Annotated in this window: 17 protein-coding genes and 1 pseudogene; 4 read left to right on the top strand and 14 right to left on the bottom strand. The window is 73.1% G+C overall.

The window, feature by feature from the left end:
* Positions 1-14 precede the first annotated feature (14 nt).
* From IM725_RS08215 to IM725_RS08190, 6 genes are all read right to left on the bottom strand, one after another.
* Positions 15-2,219 (bottom strand): family 1 glycosylhydrolase, encoded by a 2,205-nt coding sequence (locus IM725_RS08215; protein ID WP_193780093.1) that lies wholly within the window; start codon positions 2,217-2,219, stop codon positions 15-17.
* Entirely contained in the window at positions 2,216-3,442 is a 1,227-nt protein-coding gene (gene glf / locus IM725_RS08210) for a UDP-galactopyranose mutase (RefSeq protein WP_193780092.1), read from the bottom strand. Before glf ends, IM725_RS08215 begins: the two co-directional genes overlap by 4 nt.
* Before the next feature lie 155 nt (positions 3,443-3,597).
* Positions 3,598-4,953 carry an O-acetylhomoserine aminocarboxypropyltransferase/cysteine synthase family protein gene (locus IM725_RS08205; protein ID WP_193780091.1) on the bottom strand — a complete coding sequence of 452 codons (1,356 nt, stop codon included), beginning with the start codon at positions 4,951-4,953 and terminating at the stop codon, positions 3,598-3,600.
* Positions 4,954-4,970: 17 nt separating this feature from the next.
* Positions 4,971-5,447: a CoA-binding protein gene (locus IM725_RS08200; RefSeq protein WP_193780090.1), complete on the bottom strand. Its 477-nt coding sequence runs from the start codon at positions 5,445-5,447 to the stop codon at positions 4,971-4,973.
* A complete protein-coding gene (locus tag IM725_RS08195) occupies positions 5,444-7,543 on the bottom strand; it encodes a protein-disulfide reductase DsbD family protein (RefSeq protein ID WP_227753680.1) in 2,100 nt (699 codons plus the stop codon). The genes IM725_RS08200 and IM725_RS08195 overlap by 4 nt, the downstream gene beginning before the upstream one ends.
* A 35-nt stretch (positions 7,544-7,578) precedes the next feature.
* Complete coding sequence (locus IM725_RS08190; RefSeq protein WP_193780088.1) at positions 7,579-8,325, bottom strand: alanyl-tRNA editing protein; 747 nt, start codon at positions 8,323-8,325, stop codon at positions 7,579-7,581.
* A 74-nt stretch (positions 8,326-8,399) separates the two neighbouring features.
* On the opposite strand from IM725_RS08190, the gene mdeB reads away from it, so the two are divergent.
* The 3 genes from mdeB (at position 8,400) to IM725_RS08175 (ending at position 12,455) form a co-directional block, all read left to right on the top strand.
* A complete protein-coding gene (gene mdeB / locus IM725_RS08185) occupies positions 8,400-11,009 on the top strand; it encodes an alpha-ketoglutarate dehydrogenase (protein WP_193780087.1) in 2,610 nt (869 codons plus the stop codon).
* 9 nt (positions 11,010-11,018) lie between these two features.
* Complete coding sequence (locus IM725_RS08180) at positions 11,019-11,819, top strand: creatininase family protein (protein ID WP_193780086.1); 801 nt, start codon at positions 11,019-11,021, stop codon at positions 11,817-11,819.
* A gap of 126 nt (positions 11,820-11,945) precedes the next feature.
* Positions 11,946-12,455: a CBS domain-containing protein gene (locus IM725_RS08175; RefSeq protein WP_193780085.1), complete on the top strand. Its 510-nt coding sequence runs from the start codon at positions 11,946-11,948 to the stop codon at positions 12,453-12,455.
* 56 nt (positions 12,456-12,511) lie between these two features.
* On the opposite strand, the gene IM725_RS08170 is transcribed toward IM725_RS08175, so the two are convergent.
* The 6 genes from IM725_RS08170 to IM725_RS08145 all read right to left on the bottom strand — a co-directional run bounded on the left by IM725_RS08170 (position 12,512) and on the right by IM725_RS08145 (position 17,107).
* Positions 12,512-12,748, bottom strand: coding sequence for a KGG domain-containing protein (locus IM725_RS08170; protein ID WP_193780084.1), 237 nt, complete (start codon positions 12,746-12,748; stop codon positions 12,512-12,514).
* Positions 12,749-12,900: 152 nt separating this feature from the next.
* Positions 12,901-13,278, bottom strand: coding sequence for a thioredoxin family protein (locus IM725_RS08165; protein ID WP_193780083.1), 378 nt, complete (start codon positions 13,276-13,278; stop codon positions 12,901-12,903).
* Between the two features lie 32 nt (positions 13,279-13,310).
* Positions 13,311-13,982: a histidine phosphatase family protein gene (locus IM725_RS08160; RefSeq protein WP_193780082.1), complete on the bottom strand. Its 672-nt coding sequence runs from the start codon at positions 13,980-13,982 to the stop codon at positions 13,311-13,313.
* Between the two features lie 91 nt (positions 13,983-14,073).
* Complete coding sequence (locus tag IM725_RS08155; RefSeq protein ID WP_193780118.1) at positions 14,074-14,925, bottom strand: PhzF family phenazine biosynthesis protein; 852 nt, start codon at positions 14,923-14,925, stop codon at positions 14,074-14,076.
* Between the two features lie 42 nt (positions 14,926-14,967).
* Positions 14,968-16,164 (bottom strand): aminotransferase-like domain-containing protein, encoded by a 1,197-nt coding sequence (locus IM725_RS08150; RefSeq protein ID WP_193780081.1) that lies wholly within the window; start codon positions 16,162-16,164, stop codon positions 14,968-14,970.
* A 7-nt stretch (positions 16,165-16,171) separates the two neighbouring features.
* Complete coding sequence (locus IM725_RS08145) at positions 16,172-17,107, bottom strand: DMT family transporter (protein WP_193780080.1); 936 nt, start codon at positions 17,105-17,107, stop codon at positions 16,172-16,174.
* 98 nt (positions 17,108-17,205) lie between these two features.
* Here IM725_RS08145 and IM725_RS08140 point away from each other — a divergent pair, with 98 nt between their 5' ends.
* Positions 17,206-18,681 (top strand): aminotransferase-like domain-containing protein, encoded by a 1,476-nt coding sequence (locus tag IM725_RS08140; protein ID WP_193780079.1) that lies wholly within the window; start codon positions 17,206-17,208, stop codon positions 18,679-18,681.
* Positions 18,682-18,689: 8 nt separating this feature from the next.
* On the opposite strand, the gene IM725_RS08135 is transcribed toward IM725_RS08140, so the two are convergent.
* A complete protein-coding gene (locus IM725_RS08135) occupies positions 18,690-20,387 on the bottom strand; it encodes a phospholipase D family protein (protein ID WP_193780078.1) in 1,698 nt (565 codons plus the stop codon).
* 96 nt (positions 20,388-20,483) lie between these two features.
* Positions 20,484-20,694, bottom strand: a pseudogene (locus IM725_RS08130) (ABC transporter ATP-binding protein); the annotation flags it as partial.

Raw genomic sequence — 20,694 nt, 5'->3', positions numbered from 1 at the left:
GCCCGTCGCCCGCCTCAGGCGGCCCGGCGCTCCGGTTCGGGCAGCGGCCAGCTGCCCGCTTTGCGCTCGCGGTCGGCCACGTAGCGCGCGAGCGCGTCTTCCAGCGGTGGCATGAGGGCGGTCTTCTCGCTGGCCAGCGCCGAATAGCGGGGCCGTGGCGCCGCCTGGCCCAGCTCGGCGCCGGGCCGGCCGCGCACGCCCTCGGCAGGCAGCCCGGCCGCGGCGGCCGCGAGCTCGGCGAAGTGCGCCCAGCTCACCGCGCCGCGGTTGGCCAGGTGCCACACGCCGCGCTCGCCGTCTTCCAGCAGGTCCAGCGTGGCCTGCACCAGGTCGGGCACGTAGGTGGGCGAGACGAACTGGTCCTGCGCCGCCTCGAAGGTCTCGCCCAGACCGAGTGCGCGCAGCGCATGCCAGACGAAGTTGTGCTCGTCCCAGGGGCCGAAGAAGGCCGCCGTGCGCACCACCAGCGCGTCCGCCGAGGCGGCCATGACCTGCTGCTCGGCCGCCAGCTTGGCGCGGCCGTAGGCGTTGAGCGGCGAGGGCACGTCGCCCTCCACGTAGGGCGAGCCCTTGAGGCCGTCGAACACCAGGTCGCTGGAGAAGCTCACCAGGCGCACGCCATGGCGCGCGCAGGCCGCGGCCAGCACGGCCGGGCCCTCCACGTTCTCGCGCCACTGGCGCACGCCCTCCTGCTCGGCGTCGTCCACGCGCACGAAGCCGGCCGTGTTCACCAGGGCCCAGGGCCGGTGCCGCGCCAGCGCGGCCTCCACCGCCTGCGGGTCGGTGATGTCCATCTCGGCGCGCGAGAGCAGCCGGTAGGGCAGGCCGCGCAGCTCGCAGTAGCGGGCGAAGGCGCGGCCCAGCGTGCCGCTGGCGCCGGTGATCAGCAGCGCCCGCCCGGCCACCGGCAGCGCCTGCAGCTCGCCGTGGCAGGGGTATTCCAGGCGCAGCTCGCGCTGCCACCAGCCGGGCCCTTCGAGCACGGGGCTGCCCGGCGCCTCGCCGTGCGCGAGCTGGCGCGCCAGCGTGGCCAGGGCGGTGCGCCGGGGCGAGCCGGTGCTCACGTCCCACAGTCCCGGCTCGTAGTGGCCCTGTTCCTGCGTCAGCAGGCTGTCCCAGTCGTAGGTGCCGAAGGCGGCCCACACCGTCACCGCACGCACGTCGTGGCCGGCCTTGCGCACCGCGTGCGCCGCCTGCCACGCCTGGTGCAGCCAGCGCATCTGCTCGTCGCGCGTGCAGCCCAGGTGGGCCTCGGTGATGGCCACCGGCAGGCCGTAGCGTCCGGCCGCCTCGCGCAGCCGCGCCTCGAAGCCACCGATGGAGCGGCCGTGCACGCGCGCCAGCTCGATGTCCACGTAGCGGTCGCGGCCGTTGCCGCCGTGCAGGTTCTCGGGGTAATGCTCGATGCGCTCGTCCAGGAAGCGCTCGCTGGTGACGTAGCTGTTGATGCCCAGCACGTCGGGCGGGCAGGGCTGGTCCACCAGGGCCTGCAGCTCCTGCTCGCTGGCGCCCCAGCGCCGCAGGTAGGCGCGCATCGGGTGCTGCGCGTCCACGCGGCCGCACAGCAGGTCCAGGCTGAGCCAGCGGCGGTGGTTCTCGAACTCGGCCTGGTAGCGCAGCCGCGGGGTGCACTCCACGAAGCCCAGGTCCTCGGTCTGCACCAGCTGCGCGGCCGGATTGTGTTCACGGATCGCGCGCATCGCCAGCACCGTGCCCTGCACCTGGTTCAGCAGCGCGCGCACGAAGCTGCGGTCGTCGGTGGCGTGGGGGTACCAGACCCCGTAGAGCGCGGAAAAGCGCGCCGTCGTCAGGGGCTCGTTGACCGGCGTCCAGGCCGCGATGTGCGGGTGCCGCTGGGCGACGGCGCGGGCGTAGGCGGCAAGCTTGCGCGGGAAGCCCGGGTCCAGCAGGTCGGTGTGCGCCGGCCCGCTGCCGTGGTGCAGCAGGCCGGCGATGGGCGCCACCCCCAGGGCCTGCAGGTGGGCCAGGCGCTCGTCGGCCCAGGCCCACTGGAACTGGCCGGGCGTGGGCTCGGTGCGCTCCCACAGCAGCGGGAAGCGCATCTGCCGGATGCCCAGCGCGGCCAGCCGGTCCAGGTCCTCGATGCGGTGGTGGAAGCCGTTGGCCAGCAGCTGGTCGCGCCAGTGGTCGCCGACGCGGTTCACGGTGCACTCCGGGCCGGCCCAGAGCTCGAGCGGGGCGAGGGCGGCGGCCGTCATGCGGAGGCGCCGGCGGCCCCGGCGGCAGCGGTCAGCGCCGCGGCCTCCTGGCCCGCGCGCGCGGCGTCCTCGTGTTTCTGCTTCAGGCGGCGGAAGGTCGCCAGGGCCTGGCCTACCACCTGGTCCATGTTGTAGTACTTGTAGGTGGCCAGCCGGCCCACGAAGGTCACGTTCTCGGTGGCCTCGGCCAGCGCCTCGTACTGGCGGTACAGCGCCGCGTTCTCCGGCCGGGGCACGGGGTAGTAGGGGTCGCCCTCGGCGCGCGGGTACTCGTAGACCAGTGCCGTCTTCGGATGCGTCTGGCCGGTGATGTGCTTGAACTCGGTGATGCGCGTGTAGGCGTAGTCGTTCGGGTAGTTCACCGTGCCCACCGGCTGGAAGTGCTCCTGCGGCAGCGTCACGTGCTGGAACTCCAGGCTGCGGTAGGGCAGCTTGCCGTAGCGGTGGTTGAAGAAGGCGTCCACCGGGCCGGTGTAGATCATGTGCTGCCAGGGCAGGGCGTCCGCCACCTCGCGGTAGTCGGTGTTCAGCATCACCTTGATGTTGGGGTGGTCCAGCATGCGCTCGAACATGCGGGTGTAGCCGTGCAGCGGCATGGCCTGGAAGGTGTCGGTGAAGTAGCGGTCGTCGCGGTTGGTGCGGGTGGGCACGCGCGCCGTCACGCTGGCATCCAGCTCCGAGGGGTCCAGGCCCCATTGCTTGCGCGTATAGCCGCGGAAGAACTTGTTGTACAGCTCGCGCCCGACCTTGGAGACCACCACGTCCTCGGAGGTCTTCACCTCCTTCACATCCTCGGCCACCGAGGCGAGGAACTTCTCCACCTCGAAGGCGGTGAGGTTCAGGCCGTACAGGCGGTTGATGGTGTCCAGGTTGATCGGGATGGGGACTTCCTGCCCGTCCACGCTGGCCAGCACCCGGTGCTGGTAGGGCCGCCACTCGGTGAAGCGAGACAGGTACTCGAAGATGTCGGCCGAGTTGGTGTGGAAGATGTGCGGCCCGTAGGGGTGGATGAGCACGCCCTCGTCGTTGTAGCGGTCGTAGGCGTTGCCGCCGATGTGCTTGCGCTTCTCCACCACCAGCACGCGCTGGTTCAACTCCCGCGCCAGCCGTTCGGCCAGCACGCTGCCCGCGAAACCGGCGCCGACCACGAGGTAGTCGAAGCCGCGCTGGCCCGGGACGGCGGCGGATACCGCCGACTCGAAGCTTTCGCTGCCCTTGTCCATTCACGCTCCCTGTGTGCAGCGGCCGCTTGTTGTGACTGCATCGGCCGCGATGGTTGATGAGGCAGGCAGGGCCGGGCCCAGCCGCCTCGGGCAGTGTCACATGCGTGTGCAGCGCCGTGGGCTCGGCGCAAGGGGATGTATCTGGCCCGAACGGGTCAGGCGGCGGCGCGCAGGGCCTGGTCGATGTCCCAGAGGATGTCGTCCGCGTCCTCGATGCCGACCGACAGCCGGATCATGTCCGGCCGCACGCCGGCGCGCGCGAGCTCGGCCTCATCCAGCTGGCGGTGGGTGGTCGAGGCCGGGTGGATGACCAGCGTCTTGGCGTCGCCGATGTTCGCCAGGTGGCTCAGGAATTCGCAGTGGTCGATGAAGCGCTCGCCCGCGCCCACCGGGTCGTCGGCCTTGATGCCGAAGGTGAGGATGCCCGAGCAGCCGGGCCCGCCGTCGATGGCGCGGAACTGCTTCTTCGCCAGCGCGTGGTGCGGCGAGCTCTCCAGCCCGGGGTAGTTGACCCAGCTCACCTGCGGGTGGCTGGACAGGAAGCGCGCCACCGCCATCGCATTGCGGCAGTGCGCCTGCATGCGCAGGTGCAGCGTCTCGATGCCCTGCAGGATGAGCCAGGCGTTGAGCGGGGAGAGCGAGCCGCCGAAGGTGCGGTTGACCTCCATGCGCGCCTTCATCGTGTAGCCGAAGTCGCCGAAGGTTTCATAGAACTTCACGCCGTGGTAGGCCCGGCTGGGCTCCAGCATCTCCGGGAACTTGTCGCGCGAGAGCGGCGAGCCCCAGTCGAAGCGGCCCGACTCCACCACCACGCCGGCCATGGTGGTGCCGTGGCCGCCCAGGTACTTGGTGGCGCTGTGCACCACGATGTCGGCGCCGAAGTCGAAGGGGTTGCACAGGTAGGGGCTGGCGACCGTGTTGTCGATGACCAGCGGCAGGCCGTGTTCGTGCGCGATGGCGGCGACGGCTTCGATGTCCAGCACGTTGACTAGCGGGTTGCCCAGGGTCTCGCCGTACACCGCGCGCGTGTTGGGGCGGATCGCGCGGCGGAAGTTCTCCGGGTCCTCGGGGTCCACGAAGGTGGTCTCTATGCCCAGGCGCGAGAAGCCCACGCCCAGCTGGCCCACCGTGCCGCCGTACAGCGTCGAGGCGGCGACGATGTGGTCGCCGTTCTTGAGGATGGCCAGCAGCGCCGTCATCTGCGCCGCCATGCCGCTGGCGCAGGCCAGGGCGGCACGGCCGCCTTCCAGCGAGGCGACGCGCTCCTCCAGCACCGCCACCGTGGGGTTGGAGATGCGGCTGTAGACGTTGCCGAAGGTCTGCAGGTTGAACAGGCTGGCCGCGTGCTCGGCCGAATCGAAGACGAAGCTGGTGGTCTGGTGGATGGGCACCGCGCGCGCGCCCGTCACCGGGTCGGGCACGGCGCCCGCATGCACGGCGCGGGTGCCGAAGCCGTAGTCGTGGTCCTGCGTGCCGGCGTCTTCACCGCCGTTCGGGGTCTCGCTGCTCATGGCTGGGTCCAGTGGGCTCAGTAGGGAAGCTGCCGGGGGCGGCGGGCGGAGATGACGCGGGTGTTCACGCCCGCCCAGCCCAGGCCGCCGTACAGGCGCGCATGTTCGATCTTCACGCAGCGGTCCATCACCGCCATCAGCCCGGCCGCCTTCGCGCGGTCGTAGGCGTCCTGGTTCTTCACGCCGATCTGCTGCCAGAGGCACTTGGCGCCGACGGCGATCGCCTCCTCGCACAGTGGCCCGATGTCCTCGGTGCGGCGGAAGCAGTCGACGATGTCGATGCGGTGCTCCTTGGCCGCCTCGCTCACGCTGGGGTAGCTCTTCTGGCCGAGGATCTGCGTTGCGCCCGGGTTGACCGGGATGATGTGGTAGCCATGCGCCTGCATGTACTTGGCGGCGAAGTAGCTCGGCCGGTGCCACTGCGGCGAGAGGCCGACCACCGCGATGTTGCGGCAGGTCTCGAGGATGCGTCGGATTTCGCGGATGGAGTTCATAGCCGGCCGATGGCCTCCTGCATGTCGCGCACGCCCAGCACCTCGGACAGCACCTGCGGGGCCTTGCCCGGGCTGAGGAACACGTACACCGGCACGCCGTTGCGGCCCAGCTTCGCCAGCGCCTGCGTGATCTCGGGGTCGCGCCGCGTCCAGTCGGCGCGCAGCAGGGCGACGTTCTTGGCCGCCAGCGCGGCCAGCACCTCGGGGCGCCCCAGCGTGGTCTTCTTGTTGATCTGGCAGGTCACGCACCAGGCGGCGGTGAAGTCCACGAAGACCGGCCGGCCCTCGGCCAGCAACTGGTCCACGCGGGCCGTCGACCAGGGCTGCCACGGGCCCTCGGCGACGGCGGCGCCCGCGGTGGCGGGCGGCCGCGCGAGGCTGCCCACCAGCCAGGCGCCGGTGAGCGCCAGCGAGGCGAGCGCGATGGCGCCCACCACAGCCCGGCTGCGGCCGGGCAGGGTCAGCGCCCAGGCCATCATCGCGAGCGCGATGAGCAGCGCGAGCAGGGCGGTTGCGCCGTCGATGCCGCTCTGCTGGCCCAGCACCCAGGTGAGCCAGGCCACCGTGGCGAACATGGGGAAGGCCATCAGCCGGCGGAAGACCGCCATCCAGGGGCCGGGGCGCGGCAGCAGCCGGGCCACGGCCGGCACCCAGCTCGCGGCCAGGTAGGGCAGGGCCATGCCCACGCCCAGGGCGCCGAACACCGCCAGCGCCTGCGCCGCCGGCAGGGCGGCGGCCAGGCCCAGCGAGGCGCCCATGAAGGGCGCCGTGCAGGGCGAGGCGATGGCCACCGCCAGCACGCCTGAGAGGAAGGCGTTGCCCACCGGGTGGCGCGCTTCCAGGGCCGCCACGCGCGAGGGCAGCAGGCCGCCGAACTCGAACAGCCCGGCCAGGTTCAGGCCCATCAGGGTGAAGAGCGCGGCCAGCGCGGCGACGAAGGCGGGCGACTGCAGCTGGAAGCCCCAGCCCAGCTGCTCGCCGGCCGAGCGCAGGCCGGCCAGCACCAGGCCCAGCACCAAGAAGGACAGCACCACGCCCACAGAATAGGCCAAGCCGGCGAGGCGGTGGCCCCGCCGGTCGCCGGCATGGCGCGCGAAGCCCATGACCTTGATGGCCAGCACCGGGAACACGCAGGGCATGAGGTTGAGGATCATGCCGCCCAGCAGCGCGCCCAGCAGGGCCGCCCAGAGGCTGGGCGGCGGCCCGGCGGGCGGTGGCGGCGCTTCGGCCGCGTTGCTGCGAAGGGCGGCTTCCAGCGCCGGCGACACGGCGGCCGCCTGCGCGCCGGGCGCGGGCGGCCAGCTGCCTTGCACCGACGCCTCGGCGCGGAAGCCCTGCGTGCCCAGCGCCACCACCAGCGGCATGGGCGAGGGCGACTGGGTGCGCTGCGGCGAGAGCGGCACCTCGGCGGTCCAGGTGGCGCCCTGCCACTGCTGCTTCCAGGCGGCGGCGGTCTCGATCACCTCGGCGGTCTCGGGGAAGAAGTCCAGCGTCTTGCCCTGCAGCGAGGCGGGCAGGCCGTCGACCTTGACCTGCAGGGCCTGGCCCTGCACCTGGACCTGCGCCTTGCCCTGCAGCGGCCGGGGGTGGGCGGCCAGCGCCTGCTCGAACTCGGCAGCATGCAGCGCGGTGGTGCTGGCCAGCGGCAGGCGCAGCGTGAAGCTGCCTTCCTCGGGCACGCACTCCTTGCGGCACACCAGCCAGCTGGCCTGCAGCTTGACCTCCAGGTCGCTGCCCAGGGGACCGGCGGGCTTGAAGTCCGGCGCGACGGTCAGCGGGACCGGCAGCAGCACCGTGCCCTCGTAGCCGTAGTTGGCCAGGTTGCCGACGGGAATCTTGCGCGGCACGGGCCAGGCGATCTCGCCGGCCGTGACGCCCGGCGGCAGCGTCCAGCTCAGCTGGGTCGGCAGGCCCGAATCGCCGGCGTTCTTCCAGTAGGTGTGCCACTCCGGCTGGTGCGTGAGGGACAGGCCCAGCCAGACCGGCTTGCCCGGGGCGACGCCCTCGGGCGCCTGCGCCACCAGCTCGGCGCGCACGTGGGGCGTGGTGACCACGGCCGGGTCGACCTGCGCCCGGGCCGCCGGCAGGCAGGCCATCAGCACCCCGGCCAGCATCGTCGCGAGGCCGGCCCTCATGGCGCGAACCCCAGCACCACGCGGCGCGTGCTGGCGCTCTTCTTCTCGATCTTGGTCACGACGACGGCGCCGATCTCGGCCGTGTTGGCCACGTGGGTGCCGCCGCAGGGCTGGTAGTCGATCGTTGCGCCCTCGGCGCCCACGCGCACGGTGCGCACCCGGCCGCTGCCGCGCGGCGGCTGCACCGACATGCTCTTGACCAGCGCCGGGTTGGCGTCGAGCTCGGCGTCGCTGATGGAGGCGATGGTGACCGGGTGGCCGGCGGCCACCAGGCGGGCGATGCCCTCGGTCAGCGCGTCCTTGTCCAACGGATCGGTCATCGCGAAATCCAGCCGGGCGTAGTCGGGCGTGATGGAGCAGCCGTTGACCAGCTGCGGCACCAGGTGGCACAGCAGGTGCGTGGTGGTGTGGAAGCGCATCAGGCGGTGGCGGCGTTCCCAGTCGATGCGGGCCGTGACGGCGAGGCCCGGGCTGAGGCTGGCGAGCAGTTCCTCCTGGCCCGGCGCCGGCACGTGGGCGATGGCGCCGGTGGGCTGGCCGGCGTCGTCCTTGGCCTTGCGCGTGTCGGCGATGGCGAGCGCGCGGCCGTCCGCCAGCAGCAGGTGGCCGCTGTCGCCGGCCTGGCCGCCGCCCAGCGGGTAGAACACGGTGCGGTCGAGTTCGATGCCCTGGGGGGAGACGGCGGTGATGCGCGCCTCGCATTCGCGCAGGTAGCCGTCGCTGCGGAAGAGCTCTTCGGTCATCCCTGCATTGTCGCCCTTTCGCCCAGGGGGCCCGTCCTGCTGCGGGCAAGACCACGAAGGCCTAGAGTAGCGGCATGAGCGTTCCCAGCACTGGCCTGCCGGCCCTGTCCCCTGCACGGCCCGCCGACTCCGACCCCCACGAAACCGCCGAATGGCGCGACGCCTTCCTGGCCCTGGTGGAGCGCGAGGGGCCGGAGCGCGCCCGCTTCATCCTGGACCGCCTGGCCGAGCTCGCGCGCGACCCGCACGTGGCCTGGGCGCCGGGCCTGGTCACGCCCTACCTGAACACGGTGCCGGTCGATGCGCAGCCGCGCTTTCCCGGCGACCTGGCGATCGAGGAGAAGCTCGCGTCGCTGATGCGCTGGAACGCGCTGGCCATGGTGGCGCGCGCCAACGCCGCGCACCCGGAGCTGGGCGGCCACATCGCGAGCTACGCCAGCGCCGCCGACCTGTTCGAGGTCGGCTTCAACCACTTCTTCCACGCCCGCGACCTGGTCTTCTACCAGCCGCACAGTGCGCCCGGGCTCTATGCCCGCGCCTTCCTGGAGGGCCGCCTCGCCGAACAGGACCTGGCCCACTACCGCCGGGAGATCACCGGCGCGCGGGCCGGCGCGCGTGGCCTGCCCAGCTACCCCCACCCCTGGCTGATGCCCGACTTCTGGCAGTTCCCTACCGGCTCCATGGGCCTGGGGCCGATCAGCTCGATCTACCACGCGCGCTTCATGCGCTACCTCACGCACCGCGGGCTGCTGGACTGCAGCGGGCGCAAGGTCTGGGGCGTGTTCGGCGATGGCGAGATGGACGAGCCCGAGAGCATGAGCGCGCTCACGCTGGCCTCGCGCGAGCGGCTGGACAACCTGGTCTGGGTGGTGAACTGCAACCTGCAGCGCCTGGACGGCCCGGTGCGCGGCAACGGCCGCATCGTGGACGAGCTGGAGAAGCTGTTCCGCGGGGCCGGCTGGCGCGTGATCAAGCTGCTGTGGGGCAGTGACTGGGACGGCCTCTTCGCCCGCGACACCACGGGTGCGCTGGCGCGGGCCTTCGCCCACACGGTGGACGGCCAGATGCAGACCTTCGCCGCCAAGGACGGCCGCTTCAACCGCGAGAACTTCTTCGGCCAGGACCCCGAGCTCGCCCGCCTGGCGCAGGGCATGACGGACGAGCAGATCGACCGCCTGCGCCGCGGCGGCCACGACATCGTGAAGATCCACGCCGCCTACGCCGCGGCGGCGGCCCACAGTGGCGAGCCGGTGGTGGTGCTGGCCCACACCAAGAAGGGCTACGGCATGGGCACGGCCGGCCAGGGGCGAATGACCACGCACAGCCAGAAGAAGCTGGACGACGAGGCCCTGCTGGCCTTCCGCAACCGCTTCGACCTGCCGCTGTCGGACGAGGATGCGCGTTCGCTCGCCTTCTTCCGCCCGCCGGCGGACGCGCCCGAGATGCGCTACCTGCGCGAGCGCCGCGAGGCCCTGGGCGGGCCCATCCCGCGCCGCACCGTGGCCGATGCGCCGCTGGCGGTGCCGCCGCTGGCCGCCTTCGCCGGCTTCGCGGTGGCGGCGGGGGGCAAGGGGATGTCCACCACCATGGCCTTCGTGCGCCTGCTGGGCCAGCTGCTCAAGGACCCGGCCCTGGGCCCGCGCATCGTGCCCATCGTGGCCGACGAGGCGCGCACCTTCGGCATGGCCAACCTGTTCAAGCAGGTGGGCATCTATTCCAGCGTGGGGCAGCACTACGAGCCGGAGGACATCGGCTCGGTGCTGAGCTACCGCGAGGCGCTGGATGGCCAGATCCTGGAGGAGGGCATCAGCGAGGCCGGCGCCATCGCCAGCTGGACGGCCGCGGCCACCAGCTACAGCGTGCACGGCTTCCCGATGATGCCGTTCTACATCTACTACTCCATGTTCGGCTTCCAGCGCGTGGGCGACGCGATCTGGGCGGCGGCGGACCAGCGCGCGCGCGGCTTCCTGCTGGGCGCGACCGCGGGCCGCACCACGCTGGCCGGCGAGGGCCTGCAGCACCAGGACGGCAGCAGCCACCTCGTGGCGGCCAGCATCCCGAACTGCCGGGCCTGGGACCCGGCCTTCGCCGGCGAGCTGGCGGTCATCCTGCACCGCGGCATGCAGGAGATGCTGGTCGAGCAGCGCGACGTCTTCCACTACATCACGCTGGGCAACGAGAACTACGCCCAGCCCGACCTGCCCGCCGGCGTGGAGGATGCGGTGATGCAGGGCGGCTACCGCTTCGCCGAGGTCGCGGCCGAAGGCACTCTGCGCGGGCGCGTCACCCTGCTGGGTTCGGGCGCCATCGTGGGCGAGGTTATGAAGGCGGCGACCTTGCTGGCGCGCGAAGGCGTGGCCTGCGAGGTGCTGAGCATCACCAGCTGGAGCGAACTCGCGCGCGAAGGCCGGGCCTGGGAGGCCCGGCGCCTGGCCGACGAGGAGGCCCCCGCCCCGCACGTGGCGCAGCTGCTGCACGGCGAGGGCCCCATCGTCGCCGCCAGCGACTACGTGTGCGCGGTGCCGGAGGCGATTCGCGCCTACGTGCCTGCGGGACGGCGCTACCTCACCCTGGGCACCGACGGCTTCGGGCGCAGCGACACCCGGGCCGCGCTGCGGGCCTGGTTCGGCGTCGATGCGATGTCCATCGCGGCGGCCGCGCAGGCGGCGCTGGCCGGGCGCTAACATGCACGCATGAGCAGCTCCCGCTTCTGGGCCGACCTGAGCACGCGCGATTTCGCCGTGCTCGACCCCGCATGCACCGTGGCCGTGCTGCCGCTGGGTGCCACCGAACAGCACGGGCCGCACCTGCCGCTGCGCGTGGACCAGTGCCTGGCCGACGGCATCGTGGCCGCGGCCCTGCCGCGTCTGCCGGCCTCGGCCAGCGTGCTGGTGCTGCCCACGCAGGCCGTGGGCTACAGCCCCGAGCACGCGGCCTTCGCGGGCACGCTCACGCTGCCCTACGAGACCGTGCTGGCCAGCTGGATCGCGCTGGGCGAATGCGTGGCCCGGGCCGGCGTGCGCAAGCTGCTGCTGTTCAACACCCACGGCGGCCAGCACAGCCTGATGGACATCGCCGCGCGCGAACTGCGGGGCCGCGCCCGGCTCATCACCTACGGCTGCAGCTGGTGGAACCTGCCCCTGGGCGACGCGGCCGCGGCCTTCAGCGCCGACGAGCACCGCTTCGGCGTGCACGCAGGCGGCATCGAGACCTCCATGATGCTGTCGCTGGCGCCGGGCCTGGTGCGCAGCGCGATGGCGCGCGACTTCCCCTCGGCCTCGCGCGAACGCGCGGCGCGCCACCCCATCCTGGGCGACGGCCGCTCGGCCAAGCTGGGCTGGCACATGCAGGACTACAACCCCGAGGGGGCGGCCGGCAACGCGGCCGCCGCCACGTCGGCGCAGGGCCAGGCGCTGGTCGACGCCGCCGGCCAGGCCCTGGCCCAGCTGCTGCAGGAGATCGCGAGCCTGCCGCTGTCCACCCTGGCCGACTGAGAAACCACTGAGAAACCTGCGCGCCGGCGTCCCGCGCCGGCCTCCTACCCGCGCTTGCGAACCCGCCGACACCGGCGGCCCGGACCCGGGCTAGATTGGGATGCTTCCCAACCCAGGAGCAGCAGGATGACCACAGTGGCAGAAGTGATGACCCGCGGCGTGCGCAGCATGGCGCCGCAGGACCGGCTGGTGCAGGCGGCACAGGCCATGGACGAGCTCAACGTGGGCGCCATCCCCGTGTGCGAGGGCGAGCGCGTGGTGGGCATGGTGACCGACCGTGACATCGTGGTGCGCGGCGTCGCCCAGGACCAGGACCTGCGCGCCATGAAGCTCGAGGACGTGATGAGCACGCACGTGCGCTGCGTGCACGAGGACGACGATGTCGACCAGGTGCTCGGCCAGATGGCGGACTCGCAGGTGCGACGCATGCCGGTCCTTGACCGCCAGGACAAGCTGGTCGGCATCCTGTCCCTGGGCGACATCGCCGCCAAGGACGCGGACGACGAAGGCGACGTGGCGATGTCCCTGGGCGATATCTCCAGCCCGGCCGAACCCGATCGATCCAACCAGTCCCAGGCCAGCGGCGCCGCCGGCGGCGGCAGTGCCAGCGGCACGCCGCGCAGCCGCCCGCATTGACGCGCGCGAAAAAAGGGCCGCCCGAAGGCGGCCCTGCGTGCCTGCCGGTGCGGGCCTCAGCGGCTGTTGCCGCTGTTGCCCGAGCGCGCGCGGTTGGCCTGGCTGCGGGCCTGGCCCCCCTTGCGGCCGGCTTCCCGGGCTTCTTCCGAGGTGAACTCGTGCGCCGTGCCCTTTTCGTGCGCGGCCCGGCCGCCTTCGCTCGCGATCTCGCGCTGGCGCTGCGGATCCATCGATGCGAAGCCCCGGTTGGAGGTGCCTTTGCGGCCTTCGTTGCCCTGGTTGCTGGATGCCATGGTGGGATTCTCCTGAATCAAAAAGCGTTGGTACTTCATGGCCGTCGTTTTCAGTGGCCACGGCATCATTCAGCGTGTTTACCCGTGGGCCAGCCGTCAGGAAGGTCTGCTGCTGACTGTAGGACCCGGCCTTGCCGGGTTACGGTTCGTAGCTATGGTTTCGCTAGCACACGACCGGTGAGGCGCGCCAGCAACGGGCCGGCTTCGGCGGGCACGGTGGCCGAGGGCTGCTCATCCCCGCCGTGCAGCAGGCTGGCGAGCAGGCGCTCGAAGCCGGGGGCGGAGGGCAGCACCGGCCCCAGGAAGAGCGGCCGGGTGCCACGGGCGACCAGCAGGGTGGGGAAGGTCTCCACGTCCACCTCGCCCATGGCGTCCGATTCGTCCTCGATGTCGACCCAGGCGAAGCGCAGTTCGGGGTGCGCGGCCTGCGCGGCCTCGAAGGCGGCACGCCACTCGCGGCAGGTGCCGCACCATTCCGCGCACAGGCAGATCACCCAGCCGGGCTGCGGCGTCGAGGTCCCCGAATCCATGGGCGGAGTGTAGCCGCGCGTGGCGCGGCGGCTCAGGCGTGGGTCATCCAGCCGGCGTGCTCCGGCGTCTCCAGGTGCGGCACCGCATTGAAGCTGAGCAGCGACAGGCGCCTGGGCGTGATCGCGAACTCGGTGATGGAGCTGTTGCGCATGCGCAGGTTGAGCTCGATGGTGGTTTCGGGCGTGGTCCCCAGCACATGGCCGACGGCGGTGGAGATGGGGCCGCCGCTGGACACCATGAGCACGTTCTGGCCGGTGTGGTGGGCGCGGACGTGCGCCAGGGCGCCGGTGACGCCGGCCACGAAGTCGGGATAGCTGGGCATGCCGCGCGGGCTCACCGTGCCCGCCATCCACTGCGCGAGCCCGTCGCGCAGCATGCGGAAGTGCGCGCGGTAGGCCTCGGGGTTGTCGGGCCTGGCCAGGGGCAGCGGGTGCACCGTGGCGATCACCGCTTCGCTGTCGTATTCGTTCAGGCCGGCCCAGGGCAGGTGCTCGCCGGCCTGGCCCATGCCTTCCAGGATGCCCGCCAGGGTCTGCTGGTGGCGCCGCAGCGTGCCGGCGACCAGCGCGTCGAAGCGCAGCCCCTTGGCGGCGAAGAACTGCCCCAGCCGCACGCTCTGCCGGAAGCCGAGCTCACTGAGCTGGTCGTAGTCGTCGGCGCCCAGCGAAGCCTGGCCGTGGCGCACCATGTAAAGCGTTCCCATGGCCGGGATTGTCGTGGGCGGGGTGCGAGGCCGCCAGTCGCCCGGGCGACCGCCACGGGCGATGCGAGCCGATGCGCGGCCCCCCGGCCGCCTACAGGCGCACCTGGCCCGTGATGCAGGTGACGCTGTGGCCGCCCACCCAGGTGTGGCCGGCCGCGTCGCGGGTGAGCTGCACCCGGCCGTCGCGGCCCAGGCAGCGGCCCTGGCCCGCGCGGTAGGCGGCGGGCAGGTGCCCGTCGTCCACCAGCCACTGCGCCAGCGACGCGTTCAGGCTGCCGGTGACCGGGTCTTCCGGGATGCCGATGGGCGCGGCGAAGGCGCGCACTTCCAGGTCCAGGCCGTCGGGGCCGGGCGCAGCGTGGCGCGCGGCCACGCCGACCTTGGTGCCCAGGGCCTTCAGGCGGGCGTGGTCGGGGGCCAGGCGCAGCACGGTGGCGGGCGTGTCCAGCAGCAGCCCCAGCCACACCGGCCCGTTGTCCAGCGACTGGGCCGCCAGCAGTTCCTGCGGCTGCAGGCCCAGCGCCTCGCGCACCTGGGCCAGCAGCGCGGCGTCGGGGGTGCTGCGCTTCACGGGGGGCGCCTCGAAGGCCAGCGCCCCGTCGTCCCGGCGCACCAGGGCGACGAGGCCCACCGCGCACTCCTGCACGATGCGGCCGGGCTCGCGCGGCCGCCCGCCCGCCTCCAGCCAGGCGTGGCAGCTGCCCAGCGTGGGATGGCCGGCGAAGGGCAGCTCTCCGCCGGGGGTGAAGATGCGCACGCGGTAGTCGGCCCCGGGTGCCGTGGGCGGCAGCAGGAAGGTGGTCTCCGACAGGTTCGTCCACTGGGCGAAGCGCTGCAGGGTGGCGTCGTCCAGGCCCGTGCCGTCCATCACCACGGCCAGCGGGTTGCCGCGCAGGGGCACGGCGGTGAACACGTCCACCTGGCGGAAGTCGCGCAGGCGCAGGGGGGCGGGGGCGGATGTCGTCATGGGCGGAGTGTGCCCGGCTCAGGCGCTGGGCGCGTGTTCGCGGATCGCGGCGGCCAGGGCGGCGATGCCACGGTCGATCTCGTCCGCGCTCGCGGTGACGAAGGACAGGCGCAGCGTGCGCGCGTCGGCCTCGCCGGCGTAGAACGCGGCGCCGGGCACGAAGGCCACGCCGCGGGCCACGGCCCGGGGCAGCAGCTGCGCCGCGTCCATGCCGGCGGGCAGCCGGGCCCACAGGAACATGCCGCCCTCGGGCCGGTTCCAGTGCACGCCCAGGCCCTGCATCTCGCGCTCCAGCGCCGCCAGCATGGCGTCGCGCTGGCGGCGGTAGAGCGCGCGGATGCCGGGCACGTGGCGGTCCAGGAAGCCGTTCTTCATCACCTCGCTCACCAGCCGCTGGTTGAAGCCGGGGGTGTGCAGGTCGGCCGCCTGCTTGGCCTGCAGCAGCTTGGGAAAGAGGGCCGGCGGCGCGACCACCCAGCCCAGCCGCAGCCCGGGCGCCAGCACCTTGGAGAAGGAACCCAGGTAGAGGCAGCCGCCGGGCAGGCGCGCCGCCAGGGGCGCCGGCGGCGGCTGGTCGAACCAGAGTTCGCCGTAGGGGTTGTCCTCGAGCAGGGGCAGGCCGGTCGCGGCGGCCGTCTCGACCAGGGCCTCGCGCTGCGCCTCGCCCAGGGTGCGGCCGCTCGGGTTCTGGAAGTTGGGCAGCACGTAGAAGAAGCGGGCGCCCGGGGCCCGGGCGCGCAGGTCGTCCATGTCGGGGCCGCTGGCGTCGCCGGCCACGCCCTCGACCACGGGCTCCATGGGGGCGAAGGCCTGCAGCGCGCCCAGGTAGGTGGGCGTTTCCACCAGCACGCGGGACCCCGCGTCGATCATCACCTTGCCGACCAGGTCCAGGGCCTGCTGCGAGCCGGTGGTGATCAGCACCTGCGAGGGCTGGACGGGCCAGGGCAGCATGGCCGCCACCTGCTCGCGCAGCGGTCCCCAGCCTTCGCTGGCCGCGTACTGCAGCGCCGCCGGGCCGTCGTCGGCCAGCACCCGGGCGCAGGCCTCGGCGAAGGCGTCCACCGGGAAGGTGCGGGCCGAGGGCAGGCCGCCGGCGAAACTGATGATGCCGGGCTGCTCGGTGACCTTCAGGATCTCGCGGATCACCGAGGGGTTCATGCGCGCGGCGCGTTGCGCCAGGGTCCAGCGGGTGCCGGGCAGGTCGTTCGGTTTCATGGCTTTCTCAGGCGTGCGTGCGCACCGGCATCCGCTTGCCGATGGCGACGGTGGCGATCACGGCCGCGCCGAAGGCGACCGTGGCGGCGTCCAGGTGTTCGCCCAGCAGGGGGACGGCGAACAGCATGGACAGGAAGGGCTGCAGCAGCTGCACCTGGCTCACGCGCACGGTGCCGCCCAGGGCCAGCGCGCGGTACCAGGCGAAGAAGCCCAGCCACATGGAAAACACGGCGACGTAGCCGAAGCCCCACCAGGCCGAGGCGGGCAGGGCGGCCTGCGGCCGGGTCAGCAGCGCCAGCGGCAGGGTCAGGGGGAAGGAGAGCACCAGCGCCCAGCAGATCACGTGCTCGGCGCGCATCTGCTGCGACAGGCGCGCGCCCCAGCCGTAGCCGATGGCGGCGCAGGCCATGGCGCCCAGCAGGAGCACGTCGGCCGGCGCGAGCGCGAAGTCGCCGTCGCCGTGCCACAGCGCATAGACCACCACCAGCGCACTGCCGGCGGCGGCGCACAGCCAGAAGCCGGCCGAGGGCCGCTGGCCATGCAGGAAGGCCCCCACGGCCGCGGTCGCCAGGGGCAGCACGCCCACGATCACGCTGGCGTGCACCGCCTCCACGTGCCGCAGGGCGATCGACGTGAGCAGCGGAAAGCCGAACACCACGCCGGCCGCGGTGACGGCCAGCCCCCACCATTCGCCGCCCTGGGGACGACGTGCGCGCGTGGCCAGCAGGAACACGGCCGAGAGCACGGCCGCGACCGCGGCGCGGCCCAGGGCGATGAAGGCGCCAGACATCTGCGGCGCCTGCGGCGTGCCCACCGCGAGCCGGGTCATGGGCAGCGTCAGCGCGAACACCACGATGGCCAGCAGGCCCAGCCCCAGGCCGGCCGTGCCCCGTGCCTGGCGCTGCGGTGCGGGGGCGATGGTGGGTCGGGCTTGCGCGTCCATGGCGTCCAATGTAGTCTTGCCGCCAGTACACAACCAATACAGTTGATCAGCGCAGTGCAGCATCTGTATGGGTGGGACCGCCAGTACACGAGACCGCCATGCTGATGAAATCCGCCGCCCAGTCGCTCACCGAGCAGCTGTCCGCCCGCTTCGCCCAACGCATCCGTGACCGCCTGCTGGCGCCCGGGGCCCGGCTGCCCTCGGTGCGCCAGTGCGCGGCCCAGCACGCGGTCAGCCCGTCCACGGTGGTGGCCGCCTACGACCAGCTGCTGGCGCAGGGTCTGGTGGAGGCGCGTCCGCAACGCGGCTTCTACGTGCGCGAGACCCGGCAGGAGCCCCCGGCCCCGCCCGCCCCGGCCGGCGGGGCGGGTCCGGCCGCGCCGCCGGCGGGTGGCGCGGCCGCGCTGCCGGCCTGGGGCACGGCCACCGGTGCGGCCGCGCCGCGGCCGGCCCCCATCGACGCGACCGCCCTGATCCGCGGCATGTTCCACCAGGCCAACGACAAGCCGCAGCCCGGCATGGGCGTGCTGCCGCCGGAGTGGCTGGCATCCAGCTTCATGCCGGCCGCGGTGCGCAAGGTGGTGCAGGGGCGTGGGCTGGAGCAGTTCTCGCTTGCGTACGGCGAGCCCAAGGGCGACAGCGGCCTGCGGCGGGCCCTGTCGGCCAAGCTGGCGGCGCTCAACGTGCACGCCGCGCCCGAGCACATCATCACCACCGTGGGCGCCACGCACGCCCTGGACATCGTGAGCCGGGCCCTGCTGCGCCCGGGCGACCCGGTGATGGTGGAGGAACCGGGCTGGGCGGTGGAGTTCGCGCGCCTGAACGCGCTGGGCATGCGCCTGCTGCCGGTGCCGCGCCGCGCCGACGGCCCCGACCTGGAGGTGATGGAGCGCTACTGCGAGGCGCACCAGCCGCGCCTGTACGTGAGCGTGAGCGTGTTCCACAACCCGACCGGCTACAGCCTCTCGCCGGGCAGCGCCCACCGGGTGCTGCAGCTGGCGACGCGCCACGGCTTCCACATCGTCGAGGACGACACCTACAGCCACATCGCGCCCACGCACGCGCCGCGGCTGTGCGCGCTGGACGGGCTGCAGCGCACCATCCACGTGGGCGGCTTCGCCAAGATCCTGGCGCCCAACTGGCGGGTGGGTTTCCTCGCGGCCCACCCCTCGCTGATCGAGAAGCTGCTGGACACCAAGCTGCTGGCCACCCTGACCACGCCGGCGCTGCTGGAGAAGGCGCTGGCGCTGTGCATGGAGCAGGGCCAGCTGCGCCGGCATTCGGAGCGCATACGCACCCGCCTGGACGCCGCGCGCAGCCGCAGCGTCAAGCTGGCGCTGCAGGCCGGCTGCCGCTTCGCCGCCGAGCCGGCCGGCATGTTCGGCTGGGTGGACACCGGGGTGGACACCGACGCGCTGGCCCAGCGCCTGCTGGACGAGGGCTACCTGCTGGCGCCGGGCTCGCTCTTCCACGCCGAGCGCAAGCCGTCGACGCTGATGCGCATCAACTTCGCCACCACCCAGGACGCGGCGTTCTGGAAGGTCTACGCCCGCACCGTGCGCAGCATGGCCTGAGGCGGCGCCTACAGCAGCTCGTCCGGGGCGAATGGGGCGACCAGGGCCGCCAGCGCCCGCAGCCGCGCACCGGCCAGCGGTTCCTCGCGGCTGTCGCCGAAGGCCGCGCCCGGCGGGGCCTTCCACAGCAGGCCGCCGGGCGTGGCCAGCACGCGGTAGGCGTTGCTGGCGAGCACGCCCTCGACCCGCGACTGCACGCCGCGGGCCAGCACCGCGCTGCGCACCAGCAGGGCGACCTCGCTGTTCTTGCGCTGCGAACGCAGGTCCAGGTTCATGGAGCCGATCACCACGCTGCGGCCGTCCACCACCAGGGCCTTGGAGTGCAGGCTGGCATGCGGCGCGCCGCTCTTGGAACCGCCCCCGGCGGAGCCCAGCCCGCCGCGCGCCGAGCCGCCCAGGCTCACCCCGGCCTCGCCGGGCGCGGCCCGCATCTCGTAGAGCTCGACGCCCAGCGCCAGCAGGGCCGCGCGGTGGCGCGCATAGCCCGCGTGGGCGGCGATCGCGTCGTTGGAGGCCAGCGAGTTCGTCAGCACCCGCACGCGCACGCCGCGCGCCCGCAGGTCGGCGAAGGTCTGCATGACGGAGCGGCCGGGGATGAAGTAGGGCGTGACCACCAGCACGTCCTGGCGGGCCTGGCCCATCAGCTGCAGCAGGCCGTCGACCACGGTGTCGCCGGCGTTCGCCTCGTCATCGTCGGGCCCGATCTTGCCGGGCGCGTCGGCCAGCACGGCGGCCGGGGCCCAGGTGAGCGGCACGCTGTCCAGGTCCAGCGGCGGCATGCGCGCCGAGACCACGGCGGTGCGCGTCATGCCGGGCAGCACGCTGGCCGCCACCTGCAGGACGGCGGCGGAGGCGGCCGGGCGGGCCGCCTGCGGCGCTGCGGCCTGGGGCAGCGACTCGCCCGCCGGCCGGGGCCTGTCCGCGGGCGCGGCGGCTGAGGCGGCCTCGCGCCGCAAGGTTTCCAGGTCGGCGCGGCTGATCAGGGACTGCACCGGGTAGGCCAGCTCGTCGTTCCAGTAGCGGTCGAAGCTGGCCGACAGGTCGCGCACCACCCCGCCCGCGGCGAGCACGTCCAGGTCGACGAAGTTGCTCTTGCCGTCGGCGCCGAAGTAGGCGTCGCCCAGGTTGCGCCCGCCGGCCACCGCGGCCGCGTTGTCGGCGATGAAGAGCTTGTTGTGCATGCGCTTGCCGGCCAGCGGCAGGTCGCGCAGCGACATCAGCAGCCGGCCGACCAGCGAGTCGCGCGAGCCCGGCAGCGGATTGAACAGGCGCAGCTGCACGTTCGGCTCGAAGGCCAGGCGCAGCACCTGGGCGTCGCGGCCCACGGTGTTGAAGTCGTCCAGCAGGATGCGCACGCGCACGCCGCGCCGGGCCGCGCCGCGCAGCGCCTCCAGCAGCACCTCGGTGGTGGCGTCGGCATGGATGGCGTAGTACTGCAGGTCCAGGGTGCGCTGGGCCTGCTGCACCAGTGCCAGCCGCGCTGCGAAGGCCGCATGCTCGGCGCCCAGCAGCAGGAAGCCGCTGTCACGCGGGCTGGGGTCGGCCGCACGGCGCCGCGCCACCCATTGGCCCAGCGCGGTCGCCTGGGGGCTGGCCCAGGCCGTTTCGGCCGCGTGCGGCGCCGGGGGCGGCAGGCTGGCACAAGCGCCGCAGAGCAGCGCGAGGCAGGCGGCGAGGAACCAGTTCGAAAGGCCGAGCCGGGGCATGCCACGACTCTACGGGCGCTGGCCCGGCCGTGGGGCCGACCCAGGTCGGCCGCGGGCTCGCCTGGCTGAAGGACGGCGGCGACGGACGCCGCCGGCTCAGCTGCCGCCCAGCGCTTCCCAGCGCTCCAGGGCGGCCATCAGTTCGTCCTCGATGGCGGCGTTGCGGGCGGCGAACTGGGCCGCGAGCGCGCCGTCGCTGGCGTAGAGCGTGCCGTCCGCCAGGCGCGCCTGCAGCGTCTTCTGCTCGGTCTCCAGGGCTTCGATGCGTGCGGGCAGGGCCTCCAGCTCGCGCTGCTCCTTGTAGCTC

Source organism: Ramlibacter aquaticus, from assembly GCF_015159745.1.
In the GTDB taxonomy this organism is placed as follows: Bacteria; Pseudomonadota; Gammaproteobacteria; order Burkholderiales; family Burkholderiaceae_C; genus Ramlibacter; species Ramlibacter aquaticus.
Note: the sequence above shows the minus strand (reverse complement) of the source record. Positions and strands in the feature narration are given on the sequence as shown.

Coding starts and splice junctions, on each gene's coding strand:
- IM725_RS08205 (WP_193780091.1), bottom strand. CDS start 4,953: ATGAGCAGCGAGACCCCGAACGGCGGTGAAGACGCCGGCACGCAGGAC.
- IM725_RS08140 (WP_193780079.1), top strand. CDS start 17,206: ATGCTGATGAAATCCGCCGCCCAGTCGCTCACCGAGCAGCTGTCCGCC.
- IM725_RS08200 (WP_193780090.1), bottom strand. CDS start 5,447: ATGAACTCCATCCGCGAAATCCGACGCATCCTCGAGACCTGCCGCAAC.
- IM725_RS08135 (WP_193780078.1), bottom strand. CDS start 20,387: ATGCCCCGGCTCGGCCTTTCGAACTGGTTCCTCGCCGCCTGCCTCGCG.
- glf (WP_193780092.1), bottom strand. CDS start 3,442: ATGGACAAGGGCAGCGAAAGCTTCGAGTCGGCGGTATCCGCCGCCGTC.
- IM725_RS08195 (WP_227753680.1), bottom strand. CDS start 7,543: ATGGCCTGCCTGCCGGCGGCCCGGGCGCAGGTCGACCCGGCCGTGGTC.
- IM725_RS08180 (WP_193780086.1), top strand. CDS start 11,019: ATGAGCAGCTCCCGCTTCTGGGCCGACCTGAGCACGCGCGATTTCGCC.
- IM725_RS08175 (WP_193780085.1), top strand. CDS start 11,946: ATGACCACAGTGGCAGAAGTGATGACCCGCGGCGTGCGCAGCATGGCG.
- IM725_RS08170 (WP_193780084.1), bottom strand. CDS start 12,748: ATGGCATCCAGCAACCAGGGCAACGAAGGCCGCAAAGGCACCTCCAAC.
- IM725_RS08190 (WP_193780088.1), bottom strand. CDS start 8,325: ATGACCGAAGAGCTCTTCCGCAGCGACGGCTACCTGCGCGAATGCGAG.
- IM725_RS08215 (WP_193780093.1), bottom strand. CDS start 2,219: ATGACGGCCGCCGCCCTCGCCCCGCTCGAGCTCTGGGCCGGCCCGGAG.
- IM725_RS08165 (WP_193780083.1), bottom strand. CDS start 13,278: ATGGATTCGGGGACCTCGACGCCGCAGCCCGGCTGGGTGATCTGCCTG.
- IM725_RS08145 (WP_193780080.1), bottom strand. CDS start 17,107: ATGGACGCGCAAGCCCGACCCACCATCGCCCCCGCACCGCAGCGCCAG.
- IM725_RS08150 (WP_193780081.1), bottom strand. CDS start 16,164: ATGAAACCGAACGACCTGCCCGGCACCCGCTGGACCCTGGCGCAACGC.
- mdeB (WP_193780087.1), top strand. CDS start 8,400: ATGAGCGTTCCCAGCACTGGCCTGCCGGCCCTGTCCCCTGCACGGCCC.
- IM725_RS08160 (WP_193780082.1), bottom strand. CDS start 13,982: ATGGGAACGCTTTACATGGTGCGCCACGGCCAGGCTTCGCTGGGCGCC.